18 protein-coding genes are annotated in these 22775 nt (G+C 65.9%); 9 read left to right on the forward strand and 9 right to left on the reverse strand.

Translation table 11 applies throughout. The annotated features are described in order from the left end of the window. Window position 1: 1 nt before the first annotated feature. The 8 genes from LV28_RS47340 to gatC form a co-directional block, all read right to left on the reverse strand. Window positions 2-1786, reverse strand: coding sequence for a secretin GspD/PilQ domain-containing protein (locus tag LV28_RS47340; protein ID WP_023598098.1), 1785 nt, complete (start codon window positions 1784-1786; stop codon window positions 2-4). Window positions 1787-1832: 46 nt separating this feature from the next. After that, window positions 1833-2381: a toxin co-regulated pilus biosynthesis Q family protein gene (locus LV28_RS47345; RefSeq protein WP_080738805.1), complete on the reverse strand. Its 549-nt coding sequence runs from the start codon at window positions 2379-2381 to the stop codon at window positions 1833-1835. Between the two features lie 40 nt (window positions 2382-2421). Further along, complete coding sequence (locus LV28_RS47350; RefSeq protein WP_023598100.1) at window positions 2422-3027, reverse strand: type II secretion system protein; 606 nt, start codon at window positions 3025-3027, stop codon at window positions 2422-2424. Window positions 3028-3520: 493 nt separating this feature from the next. Continuing rightward, window positions 3521-4327, reverse strand: coding sequence for a polyphosphate kinase 2 family protein (locus LV28_RS47355; protein ID WP_023598101.1), 807 nt, complete (start codon window positions 4325-4327; stop codon window positions 3521-3523). Between the two features lie 237 nt (window positions 4328-4564). After that, window positions 4565-6037 carry an Asp-tRNA(Asn)/Glu-tRNA(Gln) amidotransferase subunit GatB gene (gene gatB / locus LV28_RS47360; RefSeq protein ID WP_174234937.1) on the reverse strand — a complete coding sequence of 491 codons (1473 nt, stop codon included), beginning with the start codon at window positions 6035-6037 and terminating at the stop codon, window positions 4565-4567. A gap of 247 nt (window positions 6038-6284) precedes the next feature. Beyond that, complete coding sequence (locus LV28_RS47365; RefSeq protein WP_223272260.1) at window positions 6285-6701, reverse strand: hypothetical protein; 417 nt, start codon at window positions 6699-6701, stop codon at window positions 6285-6287. Window positions 6702-6799: 98 nt separating this feature from the next. After that, a complete protein-coding gene (gene gatA / locus LV28_RS47370) occupies window positions 6800-8290 on the reverse strand; it encodes an Asp-tRNA(Asn)/Glu-tRNA(Gln) amidotransferase subunit GatA (RefSeq protein ID WP_023598104.1) in 1491 nt (496 codons plus the stop codon). A gap of 118 nt (window positions 8291-8408) precedes the next feature. Next, the gene (gene gatC, locus LV28_RS47375) at window positions 8409-8708 is read right to left on the reverse strand and encodes an Asp-tRNA(Asn)/Glu-tRNA(Gln) amidotransferase subunit GatC (RefSeq protein WP_023872786.1); all 300 of its coding nucleotides are present in this window, start codon (window positions 8706-8708) and stop codon (window positions 8409-8411) included. Between the two features lie 550 nt (window positions 8709-9258). On the opposite strand from gatC, the gene LV28_RS47380 reads away from it, so the two are divergent. From LV28_RS47380 to LV28_RS49055, 9 genes are all read left to right on the forward strand, one after another. Continuing rightward, window positions 9259-10302 (forward strand): rod shape-determining protein, encoded by a 1044-nt coding sequence (locus tag LV28_RS47380; RefSeq protein ID WP_010805637.1) that lies wholly within the window; start codon window positions 9259-9261, stop codon window positions 10300-10302. Between the two features lie 184 nt (window positions 10303-10486). Continuing rightward, window positions 10487-11455, forward strand: a complete 969-nt coding sequence (gene mreC, locus LV28_RS47385; protein WP_023598105.1) for a rod shape-determining protein MreC — start codon at window positions 10487-10489, stop codon at window positions 11453-11455. Between the two features lie 9 nt (window positions 11456-11464). Beyond that, window positions 11465-11977 (forward strand): rod shape-determining protein MreD, encoded by a 513-nt coding sequence (gene mreD / locus LV28_RS47390; protein ID WP_023598106.1) that lies wholly within the window; start codon window positions 11465-11467, stop codon window positions 11975-11977. Between the two features lie 52 nt (window positions 11978-12029). Next, a complete protein-coding gene (gene mrdA, locus LV28_RS47395) occupies window positions 12030-14240 on the forward strand; it encodes a penicillin-binding protein 2 (protein ID WP_023598107.1) in 2211 nt (736 codons plus the stop codon). Beyond that, a complete protein-coding gene (gene rodA, locus LV28_RS47400) occupies window positions 14240-15388 on the forward strand; it encodes a rod shape-determining protein RodA (protein WP_023872785.1) in 1149 nt (382 codons plus the stop codon). Before mrdA ends, rodA begins: the two co-directional genes overlap by 1 nt. Window positions 15389-15678: 290 nt before the next feature. Continuing rightward, a complete protein-coding gene (locus LV28_RS47405; RefSeq protein ID WP_038619448.1) occupies window positions 15679-16779 on the forward strand; it encodes a hypothetical protein in 1101 nt (366 codons plus the stop codon). Between the two features lie 104 nt (window positions 16780-16883). Further along, entirely contained in the window at window positions 16884-18146 is a 1263-nt protein-coding gene (locus LV28_RS47410; RefSeq protein WP_023598110.1) for a protein-tyrosine phosphatase family protein, read from the forward strand. A 115-nt stretch (window positions 18147-18261) separates the two neighbouring features. Continuing rightward, complete coding sequence (locus LV28_RS49050; protein WP_023598111.1) at window positions 18262-19209, forward strand: hypothetical protein; 948 nt, start codon at window positions 18262-18264, stop codon at window positions 19207-19209. Next, window positions 19172-19555 (forward strand): CesT family type III secretion system chaperone, encoded by a 384-nt coding sequence (locus LV28_RS49055; protein WP_023598112.1) that lies wholly within the window; start codon window positions 19172-19174, stop codon window positions 19553-19555. The genes LV28_RS49050 and LV28_RS49055 overlap by 38 nt, the downstream gene beginning before the upstream one ends. 817 nt (window positions 19556-20372) lie before the next feature. Here LV28_RS49055 and LV28_RS47430 read toward each other — a convergent pair. Next, window positions 20373-22754, reverse strand: a complete 2382-nt coding sequence (locus LV28_RS47430; protein ID WP_147291589.1) for a hypothetical protein — start codon at window positions 22752-22754, stop codon at window positions 20373-20375. Between the last annotated feature and the right edge of the window lie 21 nt (window positions 22755-22775).

Here is a 22775-nt window from a genome sequence, read left to right on the forward strand (position 1 = left end):
GTCACACGCCCTCGGTCAGTTCCGGCGAGATCAGGATCACGATCTCGTTCACACGCTGGTGCGCCTCCTTCGTGCCGCCCTGGTAGTTGAAGATGCCGTCGCGGTCGGTGCTGTCATCCTTGCGGCGAAAGCCGCTGAGCACAAGCGTATCGCCCGATTTGAGCGAAGCGCGCTGCATCGTCTGGACCGACGCGGTCAGCGGCAACTGCATGAACGTGCCAATGCCCAGGCCGTCGTCGCTGCGATCGCGCCGATCTCGCCGGTCCCGCGCATCGCCGTCGTCGCGGATGTCCACGCGCGGCCCCTTACCGTCCTCACCCAGCCGCACGCGCGCGCTCGCGCCGTCGCCACCGCTCTCCGACTCCTTGCCCGTGCGCAGGTTGATCTTCTCGAGCCGCTTGAGATCGGACATATCGATCTGCACCTGAAGCATCACGCTGCGGTTATCCATCAGCGTGGGCAGCAGGTTCATGACGAAGCCCGTGGTCAGCACTGCCTGTTCGGCCGTGACCACCGCCTGCCCACCGTAGTTGCCCGGCGTCATCTTCGTTTGCGCGACAAAGCCCTGATTCTGCGTGACGGCCACCGGCGCGGGCTGGTTGTTCAACGTGACCACCGTGGTGTCGATCACCGTGCTCACGCGCCCCTGCTGACTGAGCGCCTTGAAGAATGCCGTGGAGCCGGCCAGGCGCCCGTTCGGAATCTTGGTGAGACTCAGGCCGCCGCGATCGCCCATCAAACCGCCGCTCAGCGCCGGACCTGACAAGCCCGCCACCAGGCCGCTCGCGGACTGGTACACCAGCTTCCAGTCGATGCCGGCCGCCGAACGCTCGGTCAAATCGACGGAATAGACCTGCACCCGGAGTTTCACCTGCCTTCCAAGTACGGCGTTCTCGGCGTCGATGTAACGCGCGACCCGTTCGACGACGTCCGCCGTATCGGTGACGACGAGCGAACTCGTGACGACCGACGGCGTCACGCGCCCGCCCGGCGAGAGCATGTCCGTCACGGTCTTGACGAGGTCCGCCCAATAGTCGAGTTCCGACGCCACCGTGACGTTCGCATCGGCGTTGAAGCTCAGGTCGACACCGCCCGGCGTGCCGCCCCCGCCGCCGTCGGTCGAACCGCGATCGGCCTTCATCTTCGAGGCCTTGCCGACCGACGCGCGATACGACGAACTGCCGGGCATCATCTTGATCTGGAAGGTCTGCGTGACATAGCGCGCGAACTGCACCACGCCGTCGCGATAGCGCCAGTGGGTGCCCGACCGGTGGGCGATGGTATCCAGCAGGCCGGAGAGCGTGCCCTGGTATTGCAGCGGCACGGCAGGCTCGCCCGACTCGGTGCAGTTCACCTGAAAGAGGGCACCGGCACCATGACCGACGGATCCGCCGGGTCCGCTCCTGCCGTCGCGCAGGTCGCGGCCCATGTCGCCGGCGGTGTCGCACGCCACGTCGGAAGCCAGGCGAATCGTCAGCCCGTTGCCACGCGCGACCTGCGCGAGCAACACCGACATGGGCAGCGGGGCGCCGGTCGAGAAGCGCACATTGCGCTTGAAGAATTCGGGAAGTGCGACGGTCGCGCTCACGGCAACCGATTTCTTCGACAGCCACGCGCCGTCGACGTGCTCGATGGCGCGGATCGGCGGCGCCGAGTGCGTTGCCATCGACGACTGTGCGGCAGCACGCGTCTCGGTGACGTTCTCGTCTGTCCTGGTCAGCATCCCCGGCGTGCCGCACGCCGCCAGTAACGTGATGGCGCACAACACGCCGAGTCGCTTTCTCATGGATTACCGCTTCCGTAGTCATTGGCCGCGCGAGACGCGGCACTTGTCATTGTGTGGCGTGCACCACGCGCAGCACGCGGTTGGCGTCGTACACCTTCACGCGAATCGGCGCGTCCGTGTTCTGCAGCGAGCGCACGATCTGTTCGACGATGCCGAGAAAGTCCCCGCGAAACGTGGCCGGATACTCGATCGGGAAGTCGCGCTCGATTTCCCACGCGAGCTGCCAGCCGTGGCGCTCGGCGTAACGCCGCATGGCCTGCGAGACGCGGCCGTCCGCCGGCCGCAGCACGAGTTCGAGACCGGCCGCGCCAGGCGACGGCGAGGCCCCCGGTGGCGCCACGAGGCGCTGAGCGCCGCCGACGGACGCCGGCCGGAGATCGCCGCCGCGCGCCTCCAGCGCCTGCCCGGCCTGGCTCGGACGGCGGTTTGCCGGCGTCTCGGGGTCGGCGCCGGCCGCCTGCGTGAGCGGCTTGTGACTCGCGAACGTCCACGTCGCACCGGGCGCCGACGCCCCCGCTTCGAGCGCGTGCACCGGCGACATTCCGCTACCCAGCGCCGCCAGGAGCGAGGCAATACGCATGCCGGAAAGAGTCATGTTCGGTCCGCCTCCATATCAGGTCCCCCGGGAACCCTTCTCATCCGGCGATGGTGAAGTCCAGATCCGCCTGCGTGACGTCGCTGCCGCCGTTCGATTTGCACGCGTCCACGATCTTGGTCTTGTCGACCGCGTCGCCCTTCTTGATTTCCGCGCCGTTGATGCTCAGTGTGGCGAACGTGCCGATCATCTTGGCGGCGAATTCCTCGCACTGCGCGCTGGGATAGCCGACCGACTTGACCATCACGCCGCTGGACGGATACGTGGTGCCCGGCACCGGATTGATCGTGATGTTGCCGCCGAAGCGATTGAGCAGCGACTTGCCGCCGTTGGTGCGATTGAACGGTTCCGCCACGGCCATCTCCAGGATCTTTTCCGGGGTCGATTGCGTCGTGAGGATGCCCGAGGCCACACCGTTCTGCACGGCCAGCGCCGACATCTGCCAGTCCTTCATTTCCTGCGAGAGCTTCACGCTGTTCATGAGCCGCGGCACACCGACCATCGCGCCGGCCATGATCAGGCCCATCACGGCGACGGCGACCGAGAGTTCCACCAGGGTGACGCCGCGCTGCCGGCGCTGACGCAGTCGTTGAATCCGGGGTGTATTGCGTTTCGCGATGGCGTTTGCGTCGGTACGTACAGTCATTTTTCCGATCCGAATTTTCGAGAGGTTGAAAGAAACGACGCCGCGCTCCGAGATACCTCGCTCGCGACGACAGGGCCGATTTATGCCCCAACGCCGAGCCTCGCGTTGTGGCGTGCAGCACGCGTCTTTCGCAAATTGACATTGGGCGCAAGCAAGAAGTCGCCCATCCATGCGCCATTTCCGACACCGCCGTGCGCACGGCGAAAACCGTTCCGATACGGACGAAACGCACGCCAATACGAACGCGCGAACGCATGCGGCCCACGCGGCGGCGGGCAAGAGGTCAGAAAAAAATCAGAATGTGACTAGACGCAAGCCGAGGACTCACAAAGGCGAGCGCAAACGGGGGAATTCAGCAGATTCACAAGCCGGATGACACGGCCGGATGAGGGTAAGGGTGTGGAGTGAGTTCGGCGGGCGCATCGCCGCGTTTTCGGCCGGCGTCGCTGGCCACCTTGTCGCCGGGCAGCGCGAACGACGCTGCCCGCACGGCTCACTCCACCTTCATCCCGGCCAGTTCGGGCCTGCCCGGCGGGTAGGTCAGCTTCAGTTCGGTCAACGCGTGCACCAGCAACTCGGCCACCATCAGGTTGCGGTGGCGTTTCGAATCGGAGGGCACGATATACCACGGCGCATATTCCGTCGAGGTGGCCGATAACGCCGCCTCGTACGCCCTGGTGTACTGCGGCCAGAAGCTGCGTTCCTTGAGATCGTTCAGCTCGAATTTCCAGTGCTTGTTCGGATCGTCGATACGCTCCTGCAGGCGCTTGCGCTGCTCTTCCGAGGAGATGTACAGGAAGCACTTGATGATGTGCGTGTGGTTGTCCGAGAGCAGACGTTCGAACTGATTGATGTGCTCGTAGCGGCGCTTGCATTCGTCGGCATCGATCCAGTCGTGCACGCGCGTGATGAGCACGTCTTCGTAGTGGCTCCTGTTGAAGATCACGAGTTCGCCCGCCGCGGGCACCACCCTGTGCACGCGCCACAGGAAGTCACGCGCCAGCTCGATGGGTGTCGGCGCCTTGAAGTTGGCTACGCGAATGCCGAGCGGGTCGACATTCTGAAAGACGGCGCGAATGGTGCTGTCCTTGCCGGCGGTGTCCATGCCCTGCAGCACCAGCAGTACGCGATGCTTGCTGTTGGCGTGCAGGATCGTCTGCAATTCGTCGAGCTTGAGGGCCAGCTCGGCCATGCGCACCTTGTCGTCATCCTTGCTGTCGCCGGCGAACGGCTTGTCGGCCGGATCGAATGCCGACAGGTCGAGCTTCTTGCCGAGCGCTACGCGGTATTTCTCGAACATCGCCAACTCCTCGTGACATGCCTGGCCGGCCAACCGGCAGTATCTCGCACTTTGCGCGGGTCATAGAAAAAGCGCCCCAGTTCAGTCGCGCGCAAAAAAAGCGCGGTGCCGTGAGGCAACCGCGCGTTTTCCTTCAGGCCACCGGGGCCGAAGCGGCGTCCGGATCGGAACGCCGATCATGAGCAAATGCCGGATGAGCCGCTTGAGGCAGCGTTCGCGTGGAACGGCCCGGCCGACTCAGGCGCCGAGCTTCTTCTTGAGCAGTTCGTTGACCTGCGCCGGGTTCGCCTTGCCCTTGGTGGCCTTCATCGCCTGACCGACCAGCGCGTTGAACGCCTTCTCCTTGCCCGCGCGGAATTCCTCGACGGACTTGGCGTTGGCCGCCAGCACTTCGTCGATGATCTTCTCGATCGCACCGGTGTCCGTGATTTGCTTCAGCCCCTTCGCCTCGATGATGCGATCGGCGGCGGCGTCGTCGGTGGCACGCTCCTCCCACATCAGTTGGAAGACTTCCTTGGCGATCTTGTTCGAGATCGTGTTGTCGGCGATGCGTGCGAGCAATCCGGCCAGTTGGGCGCTCGAGACCGGGCTGGCCTCGATGGTCAGGTCTTCGCGATTGAGCAGCGACGACAGCTCGCCCATGATCCAGTTCGCGGCCGGCTTGGCGCTCGCCTTGCCGGCCTTGGCGACCACGGCTTCGAAGTAGGCGGCCTGCGCCTTCGACTGCGTGAGCACCGCGGCGTCGTAGTCGGACAGGCCATACGTTTCGACAAAGCGCGCCTGCATGCCCGCAGGCAGCTCGGGCAGCGCGGCGCGCACGCGATCGATCCATTCGCTGTCGATCACGAGCGGCATCAGGTCCGGGTCCGGGAAGTAGCGGTAGTCGTGCGCGTCTTCCTTGCTGCGCATCGAACGCGTTTCCTTCTTGTCCGGATCGTACAGACGCGTTTCCTGCACCACTTCGCCACCATCCTCGATCAGTTCGATCTGACGGCGCACTTCGTACTGAATCGCTTCTTCGAGAAAGCGGAACGAGTTCAGGTTCTTGATCTCGGCGCGCGTGCCGAACGCCTTCTGGCCGACGGGCCGCACGGACACGTTCGCGTCGCAACGGAACGACCCTTCCTGCATGTTGCCGTCGCAGATCCCGAGCCACACGACCAGGCCGTGCAGCGCCTTGGCGTAAGCCACGGCCTCGGCCGCGCTGCGCATGTCGGGTTCGGTCACGATCTCCAGCAGCGGCGTGCCGGCGCGGTTCAGATCGATGCCCGTCATGCCCGCGAAGTCCTCGTGCAGCGACTTGCCCGCGTCTTCCTCCAGGTGCGCGCGCGTGAGCGTGACGACCTTTTCATAAGCCTCGCGGCCGGTGCGCGGGTCGGCGTCGACCTGAATCTTCAGCGAGCCGCCCTGCACCACCGGGATCTCGTACTGGCTGATCTGATAGCCCTTGGGCAGATCGGGATAGAAGTAATTCTTGCGCGCGAAAATGCTGCGCGGCGCGATCGTGGCGCCAATGGCCAGACCGAACTCGATCGCGCGCTCCACCGCGCCGCGATTGAGCACGGGCAGCACGCCCGGCAGCGCCAGATCCACCGGGCAGGCCTGCGTGTTGGGGGCGGCGCCGAACTGCGTCGACGCGCCCGAGAAAATCTTGGAAGCGGTGGAGAGCTGTGCGTGCGTCTCCAGACCAATAACGACTTCCCATTGCATAAGGTTCACCCTGTCTCAACTTGTCGGCGTGGCGCGCTCGCCCCGCCGTCGACGCCAGTCGCCCCCACGTGGGGAACGCCCCGGCCTGTTCTTCCTTTGCGTCGAGCCGACCTGCCTGCCCGCGCGTCAACCCACGAGCCCGTTCGCCGATCACCCGCCGATCACCTGCCGGTCATCCGCCGGTCATCCGCTACGGCTCCGACTCCTTACGACCCTTACGACCCTTACATCCCTTACGAACGACCGGTCACCGGCGCGTATCCGCCGCGCAAATCCCCGAGCGCGGATCGAAGCTCACCGGCCAGGCGTTCTGGTAAATGCCCGGCGTGCAGTACGACTCGCAATTGGCATGCCCGATCGTCACGTTGCCCGGGTCCTGCCAGATGAGCAGCTGGCAGTTGCCGCGGTTCGCGCGCAGCTCGATGCTCGGGCGCCATTTCGTCTGGTGGAAGTCCGCCAGATTGAAGTGACAGCTGCCGCGATTGCCGACCCACAGACGCCAGTCGAGCGTCTGCACCTGGTTGGCCGACACCTTGAGCGTCGCCTGTTCGCGAAAGCCGTCTTCGTCCGTCTGCGAGCAATAGCCCGACAGATTGATCTCGCGGTAGGCAATGGGCGTGGGCCGCCCGATCGGCAACGAGCACGACGCGAGCGTGAGCGCCATGCCCGCCAGCGCGAGCACCTTTGACGCCACACCGGCCGGCCCGGCAATGCCGGCGCGCGCGAGAGAGAGCCTGGTCGACACTTGGGGGGCACGCATGATCAGACGCCCGTCGGCGCACGCTTGTGCCAGTCGGTCGCGCGCTGGAACGCGTCGGCCACTTGCAACAGGCGGGCTTCGTCGAAATAGTTACCGATGAGCTGCAGGCCGACCGGACGCGCGTCGCGTCCCTGCCCGACCGGCAGGCTCATCCCCGGCAGACCCGCCAGACTCACCGACAGCGTGTAGATGTCGGCCAGGTACATCTGGACCGGATCGGCGCTCTTCTCGCCGAGGTTCCACGCCACCGACGGCGCCACCGGTCCCATGATCACGTCGCACTGGGCAAACGCGTTCTGGAAGTCCTGCGCGATCAGGCGACGGATCTTCTGGGCCTGCAGGTAGTAGGCATCGTAGTAACCGTGCGAGAGCACGTACGTACCAACGAGAATGCGGCGCTTGACCTCGGTGCCGAAGCCTTCGGCACGCGACTTCTTGTACATGTCGAGCAGGTCGCGGTACTGCGCGGCGCGGTGGCCGAAGCGCACCCCGTCGAAACGCGACAGGTTGGACGACGCTTCGGCGGGAGCCAGCACGTAGTACACGGGGATCGACAGTTCCGTCTTCGGCAGCGAGACGGGCACGCGCACGGCGCCGAGCTTCTCGAATTCGCTCAGGGCCGAGTCGATGGCGGCACGCACGTCGGCGTCGAGGCCTTCGCCGAAGTACTCGGACGGCAGACCGATGCGCAGACCGGCCAGCGGCTTGTCGGCCGTGGCGCCGTCGAGCGGCTTGCCCAGACCGCGCGCGAAATCCTCGTCGGCGCGCTCGAGGCTGGTCGAATCACGCGCGTCGAAGCCGGCCATGCCGTTGAGCATCCACGCGCAGTCCGCGGCGCTGTGCCCGAACGGTCCCCCCTGATCGAGCGACGAGGCAAACGCGATCATGCCGTAACGCGACACGCGGCCATAGGTCGGCTTGATGCCCGTCACGCCGCAAAAGGCGGCCGGCTGACGGATCGAGCCGCCGGTGTCGGTACCGGTGGCTGCCGGGGCGAGGCGCGCGGCCACGGCGGCAGCCGACCCGCCGGACGAGCCCCCCGGCACGGCGCGCGTGTCCCAGGGGTTTTTCACCGGGCCGAAGTGCGAGTTTTCGTTCGACGAGCCCATGGCGAACTCGTCCATGTTCGTCTTGCCCAGCGTGACCATGCCGGCATCGGCCAGACGCTCGACGACGGCCGCGTCGTAGGGGCTCACGTAGTTTTCCAGCATGCGCGAGCCGGCGGTGCTGCGCCAGCCGCGGGTGACGAAAACGTCCTTGTGCGCAACGGGAATGCCCAGCAGCGGCTGGTTCGCGCCGTCGCCGGCGGCAATGCGGGCGTCAGCCGCGCGCGCCTGCGCGAGGCTCGCCTCGGCGTCGACGTGCACGAAGGCATTCAGGTCGGCCGCACCGGCAATGCGGTCCAGGTAGTGCTGGGTGAGCTCGACGCTCGAGACGCGCTTGGCGTCGAGCGCGGCGCGCAAATCCTGCAGATGAATCAGATCTTGTTCCATGGTGGCTGCTGTACTGGGTGGCGCGTGAGGGAGTGCGCGGTACCGCTCGGCGCGGCACGACGCGGATACGCGAGCGCCCGGCGTGCGGCCCGGGTCGGGCTCGCGTGGCCCGCCGGACTCATTCGATGACCTTCGGCACCAGATAGAGGCCGTCCTGAACGGCGGGCGCCGGACGCTGGTTCGCGTCGCGGTCGACCACCTCGGTCACGGCATCGGCGCGCAGCCGCTGAGCCACCGCCTGAATTTGTTCGATCGGATGCGCAAGCGGTGCCACCCCGGCCGTGTCGACCGACTGCATCTGCTCGACGAGCGCGAAGAAGCCGTTGAGCTCCTTTTCCATGTGAGCCGCCTCGTCATCGGCCAGCTCGAGACGCGCGAGGTGGGCAATGCGTTTGACGTCTGAGAGATTCAAAGCCATGAAGAAATCCCGAAAAATTGCGCATTGAGGAGCAGCCGGGTGCATGTCCGACGCCGAAATTAGGGACGGAATGCGGAGATTCTGCGAACAAAGGGGAATATTCCCATCATTTCAATCCGCGCACCGGGCTGCGCAGGACCGCCGGCACGCCGTGCCGCAAGGCTCCCCGCGTGCACGGCGGGGGCGTCGAATGTGGCGTGAACGTGCTTGTTTTTCCTGCAAAACCTGCGAAATTATAAGGTATCATTGCGCATTAAATTTGCGTCGGAGCGTGTTTTTGCACCCTTCGACGCTGTCGCGCAAGCGGGCCTCGACGCGTTCGGGGGGCGCGACAGACGATCGCGCAGTCCATCGGAAGACCCTGACGCGACGGATTTATGACGGCAGCCCCGCCTCCTGCCCGGTACAGCATTCCTCGGTTTGTCCGCACGTTTCGCGAGCCGCTCAGCAGCGCCTGGCGATTTTTTTGCGAACAGGCCGGAACCCAGATGACAGGCCGCCGTCCCAGTCACATCCATTGGGACGGCCTCACGCAAACACAGGATTTTGCATGTTCGGTTTTCTTCGCAGCTATTTCTCCAACGACCTGGCCATCGACCTGGGCACGGCCAACACCCTCATCTACATGCGCGGCAAGGGCGTCGTTCTCGACGAACCGTCGGTCGTCGCCATTCGTCAGGAAGGTGGCCCGAGCGGCAAGAAGACGATTCAGGCCGTCGGTAAGGAAGCCAAGCAGATGCTCGGCAAGGTGCCCGGCAACATCGAGGCGATCCGCCCGATGAAGGACGGCGTGATCGCCGACTTCACCGTGACCGAACAGATGATCAAGCAGTTCATCAAGATGGCTCACGAGTCGCGTCTGTTCTCGCCGTCGCCGCGCATCATCATCTGCGTGCCGTGCGGTTCGACCCAGGTCGAGCGCCGCGCCATCAAGGAAGCCGCGCACGGCGCCGGCGCCTCGCAGGTATACCTGATCGAAGAACCGATGGCCGCCGCCATCGGCGCCGGTCTGCCGGTGTCGGAAGCCACGGGCTCGATGGTCGTCGATATCGGCGGCGGCACGACCGAAGTGGGCGTGATCTCGCTGGGCGGTATCGTCTACAAGGGTTCGGTGCGCGTGGGCGGCGACAAGTTCGACGAAGCGATCGTCAACTACATCCGCCGCAATTACGGCATGCTGATCGGCGAACAGACCGCCGAAGCGATCAAGAAGGAAATCGGCTCGGCCTTCCCGGGCTCGGAAGTCAAGGAAATGGAAGTCAAGGGTCGCAACCTCTCGGAAGGGATTCCGCGCGCCTTCACCATCTCCAGCAACGAAATCCTCGAAGCACTGACCGATCCGCTCAACCAGATCGTGTCGTCGGTGAAGATTGCACTCGAACAAACCCCGCCGGAACTGGGCGCGGACATCGCCGAGCGCGGCATGATGCTCACGGGCGGTGGCGCGCTGCTGCGCGATCTCGACCGTCTGCTCGCCGAAGAGACCGGCCTGCCGGTGCTCGTCGCCGAAGACCCGCTCACCTGCGTGGTGCGCGGTTCGGGCATGGCGCTCGAGCGCATGGACAAGCTCGGCAGCATCTTCTCCTACGAGTAAGCCAACGTGCGTGGTTCGTCATCCGGCGCGGTGGGACCTTTCCCCCCACACCTCGCCCCGGATGACCTGCCCCGCAGCAAGATCCCGCGCGCGGCGCCTGCGCTCATGCCGCGGCGTCGCACCCGACTGACCTCATTCGTGCACCGCGGCATCTCGCTGCGCGTGCTTCCCTGAAGGGCCCACCATGCAGTACAGTCCGCCGCCACTGTTCAAACAGGGACCGTCGGCGTTGGCCCGGCTGATTTGTTTCGTCGCGCTCGCCATCGGCCTGCTCGTGGTCGACTCGCACTACAACACGCTGGAGCGGGTCCGGGCCGTCGTCGGCACCGCGCTCTATCCCGTGCAACGCATGATGCTGATGCCGCGCGATGCCATTCTGGGGGTCGCGAGCTTCTTCTCGACCGAATCGCAGCTCACCGGCGAAAACAGCGCGCTGCGCGAAAAGAATCTGGCATTGTCCGTTCAGGCCCAGCGCAACGATCAGCTCGTCGCCGAGAATGAGCATCTGCGCCAGCTGCTCGATCTGCGCCAGCGGCTGCCCGTGCCCAGCATTCCCGCCGAGATCGAATACGACACGCGCGACCCGTTCACGCAGCGCGTGGTGATCGATCGCGGCACGAAGCACGGCGTGAAGCTCGGTGCGCCGGTGCTCACCGAACAGGGCCTGCTCGGCCAGGTCTCGCGCGTTTTCCTGCTGCAAAGCGAAGTCACGCTGCTCACCGACAAGGAACAGGCGGTGCCGGTGCAGGTCACCCGCAGCGGCGTGCACAGCGTGATCTACGGCGGCTTGCGCGGCGACGTGCTCGACCTGCGCTTCATTCCGCTGTCGGCCGACGTGAAGGTCGGCGACGAGATCGCCACCAGCGGCCTGGACGGCATTTATCCCGCCGGCCTGCCCGTGGCCCGCATTACGAAGGTCGACCGCGTCTCCGACACCGCGTTTGCACGCATCCTGTGTCAGCCGGTGGCCAATCTGCGCAGTCAGCGTCAGGTGCTGGTGCTGCAATACACCACGCCGCTCGCGCTGCACCCCGACGCCGCCGCCGATCTCGCGCGCGCCTCCGATCCGTCCGCCAGCGGCGCCAAGCCGGCACCCAGGGGCGGCACGCGCGCGGATCCGAAGCTCGCGCCGGGCGCCCGCAAGGGTCATTGAGGAATCGACATGTCACGACCGCAATACATTCTGCTGCCGGTCAACCCGTACTTCATCGCGCTCAGTCTCGTGGTGGCGTTCCTGGTCAACCTGATGCCGTGGGGGCACGCCCCCGCCATGCCCGACTTCGTGGCGCTGGTGCTGATGTTCTGGAACATCCATCAGCCGCGCAAGGTCGGCATGGGCGTGGCGTTCGTCCTGGGGCTGCTCATGGACGTGCACAACGCCGGACTGCTGGGCGAGCATGCGCTCGCGTACACGCTGCTGTCGTACGGCGCGATCATGATTCACCGCCGGGTGCTGTTCTTCACACTGCTCGGTCAGGCGTTGACCGTGCTGCCGCTGCTGCTGCTCGCGCACGTGGTGCCCTTCATCATTCGTCTGGCGACCGGCGCGGCATTCCCGGGCTGGTGGCCGCTCGCGGCAAGCTTCGTCGAAGCGCTGCTCTGGCCGGTCATCAGTATCCTGCTGCTGGCACCGCAGAAGCGGGCCGTCGACCGCGACGACACGCGTCCGATCTGAGGGGCACAATGCCTGTACGACAGCACCACCGAGCCCCGCCCGCCCACTCAGCATGACCGAGTTCAAGAATCCCCAGCAACAGCTGCAGACGTTTCATCTGCGGGTGACGGCGGCCGCGCTTTTCGTGCTGATCTGTTTCAGCCTGCTCGCGGTGCGCTTCGTCTACCTGCAGGTCTTCCGTCATAACCAATACGCCTTGCAAGCGGACGAAAACCGCGTCTCGCTCGCGCCGATCGTGCCCAACCGCGGCGTGATCATGGATCGCAACGGCGTGGTGCTCGCACGCAACTACTCCGCCTACACGCTGGAAATCACGCCCTCGAAGATCGGCCGCCCGCTCGAGGACGTGATCACCGATCTGTCCGATGTGGTCGAGATCACGCCGCGTGACCGCGCGCGGTTCAAGAAGCTCATGGACGACAGCAAGAGCTTCGAGAGCCTGCCGATCCGCACGCGGCTGACCGACGAGGAAGTCGCCCGCTTCACTGCGCAGCGCTTCCGCTTCCCCGGCGTCGACGTGCACGCTCGCCTGTTCCGCCAGTACCCGCTCGGCGAGACAGCCGCGCACGTGATCGGTTATATCGGCCGGATCTCCCAGCGCGACCGCCAGCGCATCGAGGCGATGAGCGAGGAGAACGACAGCGACAGCGCGAAGTACGACATCCGGCGCGACGTGAACAACTACAAGGGCACCGATTACATCGGCAAGATCGGCGTCGAGCAGAGCTACGAGACACAGCTCCACGGCATTACCGGGTTCGAGGAAATCGAAGTGACGGCCGGCGGCCGCCCGGTGCGCACGATCTCGCGCACGCCCGCCACGCCGGGCGACAACCTCGTGCTGTCGATCGACATCAAGCTCCAGCAGGTGGCCGAGCAGGCCTTTGCGGGACGCCGCGGCGCGGTCGTCGCCATCGAACCGAAGACCGGCGACGTGCTCGCCTTCGTGTCGGCGCCGAGTTTCGATCCGAACCTGTTCGTCGAGGGCATCGACCAGCAGAACTGGGACGCCCTGAACAACTCGCCCGACCGGCCGCTGCTCAATCGTCCGCTGCGCGGCACCTATCCGATCGGCTCGACGTACAAGCCGTTCATGGCGCTCGCCGCGCTGGAGCTCGGCAAGCGCACGCCCAACTGGGGCTTCCAGGACACGGGCTCGTTCACCCTGGGCAACCACACGTTCCGCAACGACGTGCGCAATGGTCAGGGCTGGATCGACATGTACCGCTCGATCGTGGTGTCGAACGACACGTATTACTACATGCTCGCGCACGACCTCGGCGTCAACGCCATTCACGACTTCATGGCGCCGCTCGGCTTCGGTCAGCTCACGGGCATCGACATCGAAGGCGAAGCGCGCGGCATCCTGCCGTCGACCGAGTGGAAACGCAAGGCGTACAAGAAGCCGGCGCAACAGAAGTGGTACGACGGCGAGACGATCAGCCTGGGCATCGGTCAGGGCTACAACTCGTTCACCATTCTGCAACTCGCCCACGCCACGGCCACGCTGGCCAACAACGGCGTGGTGATGAAGCCTCACCTGGTGAAAGCGGTCGAAGACCCCGTGACGCACTCGCGCCAGCTGACCGTGCCGAAGGAAAGCGCACGCCTGCCCTACAAGCAGGCCGACATCGACTTCGTCAAACGCGCGATGGTCGGCGTGATCAAGGAAGGCACGGGGCGCCAGGCCTTCGCCGGCGCACCGTACGAGGCGGGCGGCAAGACCGGGACGGCGCAGGTGTACTCGCTCGGCAAGAACGAGAAGTACAACCACAACGCGATTCCCGAGTTCAAGCGCGACCACGCGCTGTTCATCGCCTTCGCCCCCGCCGACGACCCGAAGATCGCCATCGCGCTGATCGTCGAGAACGCCGGCTGGGGTGGCACCCAGGCCGGGCCGGTCGCCCGCCGCCTGCTCGACTATTACCTCATCGACGAACCCAAGGAGCGCGCCGCCGAGGCGGCCGCACTGCAAGCGGCGGCGTCCGGTGCCACCGCGGCGTCGGCGGCAACGGCGGTCTCGGCCACGCCCGACGCCCCGCCCGCGAGCGCGGCCGAACTCGGTGCACGCGCGACGGCGGCAACGGCAACGGCGGCGGCGACCTCGGCCACGCCCGCACGCGACGCCAAGGCATCCGCCGCGGGGGGTACCGTTCCGGGCACGCCGAAGCGCGAGACGCCGGCCGTGAGCCCGACCGTCGCCGACGAGGCCCGTCATCGCGCCGCCATCCGGGCCCAGGGCGCGAAAGGAGCAACGCCATGATGGCGCTCGACAAACACACCTGGAAAGAGCAGGTCCGACGCGTTTTCGCCGCGTTCGACAAACCACTCGCCCTGATCGTCTTCCTGTTGCTTTGCGTGGGGCTGGTCACACTCTACAGCGCGAGCATCGACGTACCCGGGCGCGTGGAAGACCAGATCCGCAACATCGTGCTCACGTTCATTCTGATGTGGGTGCTGGCGATGTTGCCCACGCAGACGCTCATGAAATTCGCCGTGCCGCTGTACACCGCGGGCGTGGCCTTGCTCATTGCGGTGGCGATGTTCGGCCTCACGAAGAAGGGCGCGAAGCGCTGGCTGAACGTCGGCATGGTGATCCAGCCCTCCGAGATCATGAAGATTGCCATGCCGCTGATGTTGGCCTGGTACTTCCAGAAGCGCGAAGGCAATATCCGCTGGTTCGACTATCTCGTTGCCATTGCGCTGCTGGGCGTGCCGGTCGGCCTGATTGCCAAGCAGCCCGATCTCGGCACCGGTCTGCTGGTGGCCGCCGCGGGACTTTACGTGATCTACCTGGCCGGCCTGTCGTGGAAACTCATTCTGCCGGTGCTCGTCGCCGGCGTGCTCGGCATCGGCACGATCCTCGCGCTCGAAGACAAGATCTGTCAGCCCGACGTCGAATGGTACGTCCTGCACGACTACCAGAAGCACCGCGTGTGCACACTGCTGGATCCGACGTCGGACCCGCTGGGCAAGGGCTTCCACACGATCCAGTCCGTCATCGCCATCGGCTCGGGCGGCACAACGGGCAAGGGTTGGCTCAAGGGCACGCAGGCGCATCTGGAGTTCATCCCGGAAAAGCACACCGACTTCATCTTCGCCGTGTTCGCCGAGGAGTTCGGCCTGATCGGTGAAGGCGTGCTGTTGTTGCTGTACCTGCTGCTCGTGGCGCGCGGGCTGGTGATCGCGGCGAGCGGCGCCACGCTTTTCGGCCGATTGCTCGCGGGCGCGGTCACGATGATTTTCTTCACCTACGCCTTCGTGAACATGGGCATGGTCAGCGGGATCCTGCCCGTGGTTGGTGTGCCGCTGCCTTTCATGAGCTATGGAGGCACGGCGCTGGTGACGCTCGGTCTCGGGGTGGGCATTCTGATGAGCGTTGCGCGGGAAAAGCGCCTCATGCAGAGCTAGCAGGTCTATCCCGATCACCCCAGAAAGACGGCAGGGCATCCGCCCTGCCGTTTTTTTTGCCGGTCGCCGCGAACGCGCGTCGTGGGATACGTCCCGAACCCGATTCACCGGTGCCGCACCGCCGCTTGCCACTTCATTTCAATGAGCGAAACGTGGGATACCGCCCGGCGCAATTTGAATAAAAAGAATGCCACCCCGACAACGCATGCGCGCGGGGCGTCGCGCCACGCCGGCCCCGCTGGCATGGCGCAACGCCCCGCGACGTGCAACTCACCGAGAGAGGCTCTGGCATGACGATCTCATTGCAGGCATTGGCCGCAAATTCCGCCCCCCTGATCGACAATCTGGCGGCGGCTGACCCCACGAAGCTCCGATTCGCGATGAGGAACGACGGCACGCTCGTCGTCTACAAGGGGCACAAATACCTGCTTCACCCACAGCAATGCCGACGCGCCATGTCGTTCATGAAACGCAATGACCTGCTGGGCGAGCGCCGCAGCCACCTGAATCCGAAACATCTGCGCCTGAACAGCGAACCCGCCAGGAAGCTGGTCGACCTGGTCCGGTCGGCCACAGGCGTCGGCAAGCCGCTTACCGACGCCGCCTCGCATCGCACAGCGGCGGGCAAGCCGAATCCAATGCTCACGCGGGCGAGCCTGCGGTCGTCGCGCTTGTTCAATGGGTTCGACGCGGCAAGCCCGACGGCGAGCCCCACGCCGTCGCGCGCCTCCAATTATTCGAGCGAGTCGCTTGAATACACGCCGGGCAAGGCGGTCGAATTGCGGTACAAAACGACGCGTGAAGGTATCGAGGCGTCCAACCGTCGCGCGCTTCACGTGCTGGACCGTCCGCCCGAAACGATGGCCTGCGGCGGTCATCCCGACACGCCGCCGCCGCCCTATCGCTCCCCGTATGGCTCCCCGTCGATATCCTCGGTGAATCGTGCCGAACGCCCCTACTCCGACGACCGCACCGCACCACCCGCCTCCCAAGCACTGCCGCCGGTGCCACCGAAATCCGATCGACAGGGCCTGATCCGCACATACAACGCCTTGTTGAACCATGGCGAGGGCCTTCCCACGCAATCACGCATCCTGGCCGACGACGACCCCGTGCCCCAGCGTCCCATCCCCAAACCAAGGCTGCACGCGCAATCCCCCGCCCCCCTCGGCACATCCGGCACACCCGACACACCCGACACACTCGACACGCCCAGCGCACCCCGCACGCCCGACATCGCCCGCCAGGCGTCGGCGGCGTCATCCGCGTCCAGCGACAGCGACACCTCCGCCGCCGGCAGCGAGCGGGGTCAGGCTTACATCGATGATCTGAGTCGGTCGCCCCGCACCGTTCGGCTGGCGCATCGCATGCGGACGAACCAGACGTTGTGACGCCGGGCCGCGCGCCTGGGCATGAGCCAATCCTGCAAGCGACATCGCTCGCCGACCACGACCATTGGCCGACGAACGTTCAGAATTCGGGAGACGAACCACGCATGGCATCGATCCATACCCAGATCAACGCGGCCACCATGACCAGCCTCGAGGCCGAACAGTTGCATCAGTTGATCTGCCGGCACGCGATCGATCCTGCCAGGACGACCGTGGGCGTGACGCGCGACGGCAAGCTCATTTTGCTCATTGGATGGAGCGCCTACCGGCACCCTCGCCTCTGGCGACGCGCGCGCGACATGGCGCTCGCCTCGCTCGCGCTGGCGAGTCTGCCCGCACGCGGCGTGGCGCAAACGCGTCCGGGCCTTCGCGCCATGCGGCTCGACCAGCCGTTTGTCATCGTCTGGCTGGTGCGCAACGCGTCGGCTTGCGTCAAGCAACGCGTGCTGCAAAGCATCCGGCGACAGCTCGACTGGCGTGGCAATCCGGAAGTCTGCGCGATCGACATTCTCGAGCACAGCCGCGCGCACGACGCGCTGTCCGAACTCAAACTGCGCATGGGTTCGGCACAGAACGTCGTGGGGCATTACAAGCTGCTCACCGAGCGCGACTCTCCCTACCGCGATCATTACCACCGTGAGTTGCCAGGCAGCCGTGAGCGCAGGCTCTGGGTCGCACGGCAAACCGCGTTGCGCGCGCACGACGGCACGTGCCTGCCTGCGAGCGTCGTGCGCGTCGGCGGTCGCCCGCTCGCTGTGGTGTGCCAGACACCACAGCCCGGCGCGATCGAAGCCTATCTGGGCATGTTGATGACGCTACGCCCGCCGGTCGTGGTGCATGTCACACCGCAATGCGAGCCGCACGGCGCGGAGCGTCACGACGGGCCGATTCGCGTACAACGGCGGCACGTCACGACGAGCACGGCGGCGGAATTCGTCACCGACTTCAGCGCCTATTCGACCACGCTGCGCTCATGCGAGCGCGACGTCACGTTTTCCGTTCTGCACGCGCCGTATCGTCACACGCCGGATGTCCCGTCCGACCGGCTGTATGTCACGCAGACGCTTCAGTTCGTCGAGAACGCCCTGCGGCACATGCCGATGCCCGACGACACGGCGGCGCGTGGCGCACCTGCCGGCACCGCCGGATGTCCCGTCGTGGTGTTCGACGATACCGACGGCATCGCAGGCGTGCTCGTTGCCGCGCTCGCGCTGTCTCGCGGCTCGCCCGAGGGCCTGAGTGTGGAGGAGGTCGTCACCGATATCCGGTTGACCGGCTCGCCGCAACTCATCGGCACGACCCATCAGCTCGACGTCATCGGTGCGTTCGCCGACGATCTGCGCGTGCCGCTGCTGATGCACCGCTAGCCGCGTGCGAAGTCCCGCGCGGCGGCCCGTCGGCGCGGCCGCGTCAGCGCACGCCGGCCCTCCCGAATTTCGCCACCCCACATTACGCGATGCCATCGTTTGAAGGAGATTGACCATGTTGCCACCCGCGAACGACACCCCCGGCGGCAGCCGTCGGGCATCGACCGCGTCCCGCGCGCGCGGCGGCGCGGCCCGCGGCACGCCCGATCGCCACATCGACGCGGCGTCCGCGGCCGCGCTCAAGCTGCCGCGCGAGTCGCAGGCGATGTCATACGCAAAGCGCACCCTCGCCCTGCGACGCGAGCCCCCGAAAGCCAGCGATGTCGAGCGGTATCTGCGGCGCTGGTTCATCGCACCGCCTTCGGTACTGATCGCGCTTGCCTCCGATGAGGAATTGCGGGCGCGCAACGCGATATACCCGCCCTTGCGTACGACGAGCACGCGCTTCGGCGACATCGCCTATGCGAGCTACGTGGTGGCGCAGGGGGCGTGCGGACACGACGGCACCCATCTGCGCACATGTGTCGTATCGATCACCCAGGGCAACGAGGTCGTGACGTTTCCGGCGCTCCAGGCGTGGACCCATGACGGCGAACCCATCGTTCGCGCCGACGCGCTCTCGCATCTGCACTATGCGACGGAGCGCATCAAGGCCACCACGCCGGCGCAGCACATGCGACGCCACAGCCTGTTTCATGCCGAAACGCGCGATCTCGTCACGCACGATCCGGTGCTTCAATCGGGTCACCGTGCCGCGCGGCTCGGCATGTGGCTGGCCGCCGCCGCATTGCTCGAGCGTGGCAACGCGTCGGTCGATGCGGTACTGCGCGACATCCGTATCGGCGCGCAGTCGTTCGATCCGACCTTTCGCCAGTACCAGGAGCTCGCGCGCCTTGCCCGCTCTCGCCATCGTCGCAACATCGCGTTGCCGTGCGAAATGCCCGGCGGCCCGTCACACAGCCGCGCAGCCATCGAGCCGAGCGCTCAGGCGATCGCCCCCTCATCTCTGTCCAGGACGCTTCCCGATGCACGATCTTCACCCCTTTCACAACGTTGTCAGTGAGCTGCTTCGGCATATCGGCTTCGCGGCGTTCGAGCCGGCGCCGGATCAGGAGGTCGTGAGCCTGGACGTCGAAGACGGCATGTCGGTGCACTTCGGTGCGATCGACCAGGCGTCATGGTTCATGCTCGCCGAGTTCAACGACGCGATCACCTCCGATTCCCTGCTCGTCGCGTTGCAGGCCAACCACCTGCGCGCCGACGCCATTCAGCCCGTGTTCTCCCTGAATGACGACGGCGTGCTGAACTGCTGGGTCAAGTTGCCGCTCTTCGGTCATGACAGATCGACCCTGGCCAACGCGTTCGGTGAATTGCTCGACGTCGCCCAGGCCATGCCCAAAGCCGCCTGACCCCGCTCCCCTATCGCGCGCCACCGCCATGCCCAACGCCATCTCAGGACGCCTCACCCCGCCTCGCGACCTTGCGAAACTGCCGCCGCACACCCGTATCGGACATGCCAAGCGTGGCGTGTGCGTCTCATACGGCGGCATGGACTTTCGTCTGCCTGCGCAGCAGAACACACGGACCGACAAATTCGTGTCGCGCGACAAGCGCGGGCCGAAGCACCGACGCTGGGGTGCCTTCGCCGCCCGGGTGCGCGCCATCTTCGCCGGACTGACGGTCCTGCGATGGGTCGTCATCCCGCATCGCCCGACGCGCGTGTCGGCACCCGGCGCACCAGGTGCGGCACGTGAAGCTCCTCCTTTCGAGCCCATGAGGGTCGTGCCATCGTTGACGGTCCGGGCGGCAGTGCGTCCGAGCGTGCCCGCGCGCGGCGAGACCGCCTCGCCGAGCCGAAACACCGCACCGTCGAGGCGACCGGCGGGCGGTTCGACGCTGAACGTGCAGGGACAGCGAGCGACTGCCGCCAACGGCGACAGCCTCTCCATGCCACGTGGCGCGCCAGGCGTCGGCGTGCCCCCGGTGCGGGCGGTGTCGCTTGGCATTCCCCCGGCACCCGACCTGCGACCGCCACCGGCACCGATACCACCAAAACGTTGAGCGAGGGCTGGCCGGACGGGCGCCCCCCATCAATGCGCCAATGACGCTGCGTCGGGGCGTCATTGGCACGTAAGTAGCGCGCCATTTGACGCCGGCATGGCTTGGCGCCGACCACGCCGGCTGGAAGTCACGCGACACGCGCTCGCTCACATGGCCCGAAGCCTGTCAGGCCATGCCGCCGGCGCGTTGCTGCGAGAACGGCGCGCGCTGCGGTCGCACTGGCGGCGGGCTCGACTCGCGTTGGGGCAGGCGTTTCCGATCGGTCGACAGACTCCAGTGGCTCGAGGTTTTCTCGGCATATCCCCCTTTGACGTAGGCCAGCATGAAGTCGGCCAATGCCCGGTTGGCCTCGGCGCGATGCGACGGCGTCGGCGTTTCGGCGTGGCGGCGCGCCGCCTCGGTCAGCGTATCGAGCAAAGCCCGGGTGGCGGGCACTTCGCGCACGATGCGCTGCAGATCGTCCTCGAGCGGCGTGCCCGGACGACGCTCGGCGATGTTGGCGAACGTGTCGTCGAACTCCTTCCTGTGGTTCTCGGCGAATCCGCTCCACCATTCCGGACCGCCGAAATCGGGCTTGGCCAGTCGCATGCGCGCCAGCGGCGCGAGCAGATCCAGGCAACCGCTGCCGATGGTGAGCACGTCGGCCGAGTGGGTCACGTGCGTCATGCCGACCGAGCCCGAGATCGGCGACGACGGCACGCTCAGTTGCCCACCGAGCGTCGTCTGAATCCCCCGGGTCGAGTACATCAGCGCAATGCCGTTTTCCTTCAGCTTGAAGCGTAGCGTGCTCACCACGCCCACCTCGTACGAGATATCCCCCGCGCGCAGGGCGCTCTCGATATCGGCCAGTCCCCATGTGCCGCCCGCCCTGACACCGGCCGCATTGAGCGACTCCATGATCGAGCCCAGCGCATTGACCGCGCCGGAGATCGTCACGTTCAGAAAATTGCCGCAGTAGTTGGCGTCCTCATCCTCGGTGACCCTCTCGAACGTCACCGTGGCGTGGGCACCGACGGGAAGCCCGATCCCCGTCCCCGCCCCGGCGTCGAGCTCGGCCTGCCACTTGTTCTGACGACAACTGAGCTGGTGGACCGCCAGTGCCTTCGGCCGGAGAATGCGCTGGTTCTCGGTGAAGACGTCCATCAACAGCGATTCCGTGTCGGCCGGCAGGTCGCCGTCGAGCTTGAGCAGCGCGAACTGCTCGAGCAGGTGCTGGGCGCCAGCCTCCATCGCCTTGCGCCCCCCGCCGTCGATGCCGGCCATCGCACCGAGCGTGAATCGCTCGCTCGAAGTTTCGATGTGCGCATGGGCGGCCTGGATCAGCGACGCCGCGTCGTGCACGAGTCGGGTATTCGACAGCAACCGACGCGCGTCGTCCGGCTTGGATTCCGCAAGCGACAGAATGTCCATCTCCGCGTGTTTGAGCGTGATGTACTTGCGCGCGGCCACCTTCACGTTGGCCGACACGCCGATCTCGGCCGAGGCGCCCCCGCTCACCTCGCCGATGAGCGTGTCATGTCGCTCGATGGGGCCGCGCTGCACGTCGCGCCCGACGATGTCGAAACTCTTGCCGCAGAGATTGCGCATGTGCTTGTCGAGAAAGTGACGACTGATATCGGCACGTTCCACGTCGCGCTCGTAGGTTGACGAGAGTGAGAAGAGATCGCGAATCTTGGCGATCAGAGTCAGGGGCCCCTGCCGCAGCCATGTCTTTGTCTTGTGGCTCGCGCTTGCCACATAGTCCGACAGTGACGCGTAGGTCTCGGAGCGCGACGCCGTACCCGAGAGCTTGAGCTCCGCCTTCATGAAGCCCAGCAGTTGCGTGTCACCGGCGAGCGAAATCCTGTGGCCCGACGTGTCCACCAGCCATTCGGTCGGCGTGAACGAGAGCCCCGTGTCGTAGCCATAGCCTGCCTTGACGCCCACGCCGGGTATCACATTCACCCCCGATGCGAGCGACGCGCTCATCGACTCGGAGGAACCGGGCTTCATTGATGCCAACCGGTCATGAAGCGCCTGATCCAGCTTGCGCTTGATCGATTCGTGCGCACTTGCCCTGAATTGCCACTTCAATCCACGGCTCACGTACATCGCACTCTCATAGACGCGGGGAAACCGCGGGGCGGCGTCGGCGTGACGGGTCAGCGCCCGCTGCATCGTGCCAAACAGATCGCAGGCGCGCCGGAGCTCCTTCGCGTCCATTTCGGCGCGCTCGGATGCCTTCATGAATGCCTCGACGCGCGACTTCAGATCGTCGTGCTTCCTCCCGCTGTCGTCGAGCCCCAACGTCTTGCGGCATTGCACGTATACGTTCCAGAGCGAGGACATGGCCGCCCGCGCTTCCGCACGCGAAACGGGGGGCGGGGGCGCGGGTCGCGTCAGGCGAACGGCGGGTATCTCGTCGCTGCCGTTGGCCGCATGCAGCAACCGGGGGTCACTCCCGACCCGCGCATCGCCTTCGTTATGTGAAATGACGACCGGCGACGCGTTGCCAGACGCGCATGCCGTCTGGATGCCGATACGCGAAGGGATCGGTACAGTAGTCATGGGACGAACTCTCCTCAGAAT

Origin of the sequence: Pandoraea pnomenusa, from assembly GCF_000767615.3 — a bacterium.
GTDB classification, from domain to species: Bacteria; Pseudomonadota; Gammaproteobacteria; order Burkholderiales; family Burkholderiaceae; genus Pandoraea; species Pandoraea pnomenusa.

Bases quoted from the DNA above. Each gene is read 5' to 3' on its own strand.
- LV28_RS47350 (WP_023598100.1), bottom strand. From the start codon at position 3,027: ATGACTGTACGTACCGACGCAAACGCCATCGCGAAACGCAATACACCC.
- LV28_RS47410 (WP_023598110.1), top strand. From the start codon at position 16,884: ATGGCATCGATCCATACCCAGATCAACGCGGCCACCATGACCAGCCTC.
- LV28_RS47345 (WP_080738805.1), bottom strand. From the start codon at position 2,381: ATGACTCTTTCCGGCATGCGTATTGCCTCGCTCCTGGCGGCGCTGGGT.
- LV28_RS47365 (WP_223272260.1), bottom strand. From the start codon at position 6,701: ATGGCGCTCACGCTCGCGTCGTGCTCGTTGCCGATCGGGCGGCCCACG.
- LV28_RS47405 (WP_038619448.1), top strand. From the start codon at position 15,679: ATGACGATCTCATTGCAGGCATTGGCCGCAAATTCCGCCCCCCTGATC.
- mreD (WP_023598106.1), top strand. From the start codon at position 11,465: ATGTCACGACCGCAATACATTCTGCTGCCGGTCAACCCGTACTTCATC.
- LV28_RS47380 (WP_010805637.1), top strand. From the start codon at position 9,259: ATGTTCGGTTTTCTTCGCAGCTATTTCTCCAACGACCTGGCCATCGAC.
- gatA (WP_023598104.1), bottom strand. From the start codon at position 8,290: ATGGAACAAGATCTGATTCATCTGCAGGATTTGCGCGCCGCGCTCGAC.
- LV28_RS49050 (WP_023598111.1), top strand. From the start codon at position 18,262: ATGTTGCCACCCGCGAACGACACCCCCGGCGGCAGCCGTCGGGCATCG.
- LV28_RS47430 (WP_147291589.1), bottom strand. From the start codon at position 22,754: ATGACTACTGTACCGATCCCTTCGCGTATCGGCATCCAGACGGCATGC.
- LV28_RS47340 (WP_023598098.1), bottom strand. From the start codon at position 1,786: ATGAGAAAGCGACTCGGCGTGTTGTGCGCCATCACGTTACTGGCGGCG.
- gatC (WP_023872786.1), bottom strand. From the start codon at position 8,708: ATGGCTTTGAATCTCTCAGACGTCAAACGCATTGCCCACCTCGCGCGT.
- rodA (WP_023872785.1), top strand. From the start codon at position 14,240: ATGGCGCTCGACAAACACACCTGGAAAGAGCAGGTCCGACGCGTTTTC.
- mrdA (WP_023598107.1), top strand. From the start codon at position 12,030: ATGACCGAGTTCAAGAATCCCCAGCAACAGCTGCAGACGTTTCATCTG.
- LV28_RS47355 (WP_023598101.1), bottom strand. From the start codon at position 4,327: ATGTTCGAGAAATACCGCGTAGCGCTCGGCAAGAAGCTCGACCTGTCG.
- gatB (WP_174234937.1), bottom strand. From the start codon at position 6,037: ATGCAATGGGAAGTCGTTATTGGTCTGGAGACGCACGCACAGCTCTCC.
- mreC (WP_023598105.1), top strand. From the start codon at position 10,487: ATGCAGTACAGTCCGCCGCCACTGTTCAAACAGGGACCGTCGGCGTTG.
- LV28_RS49055 (WP_023598112.1), top strand. From the start codon at position 19,172: ATGCACGATCTTCACCCCTTTCACAACGTTGTCAGTGAGCTGCTTCGG.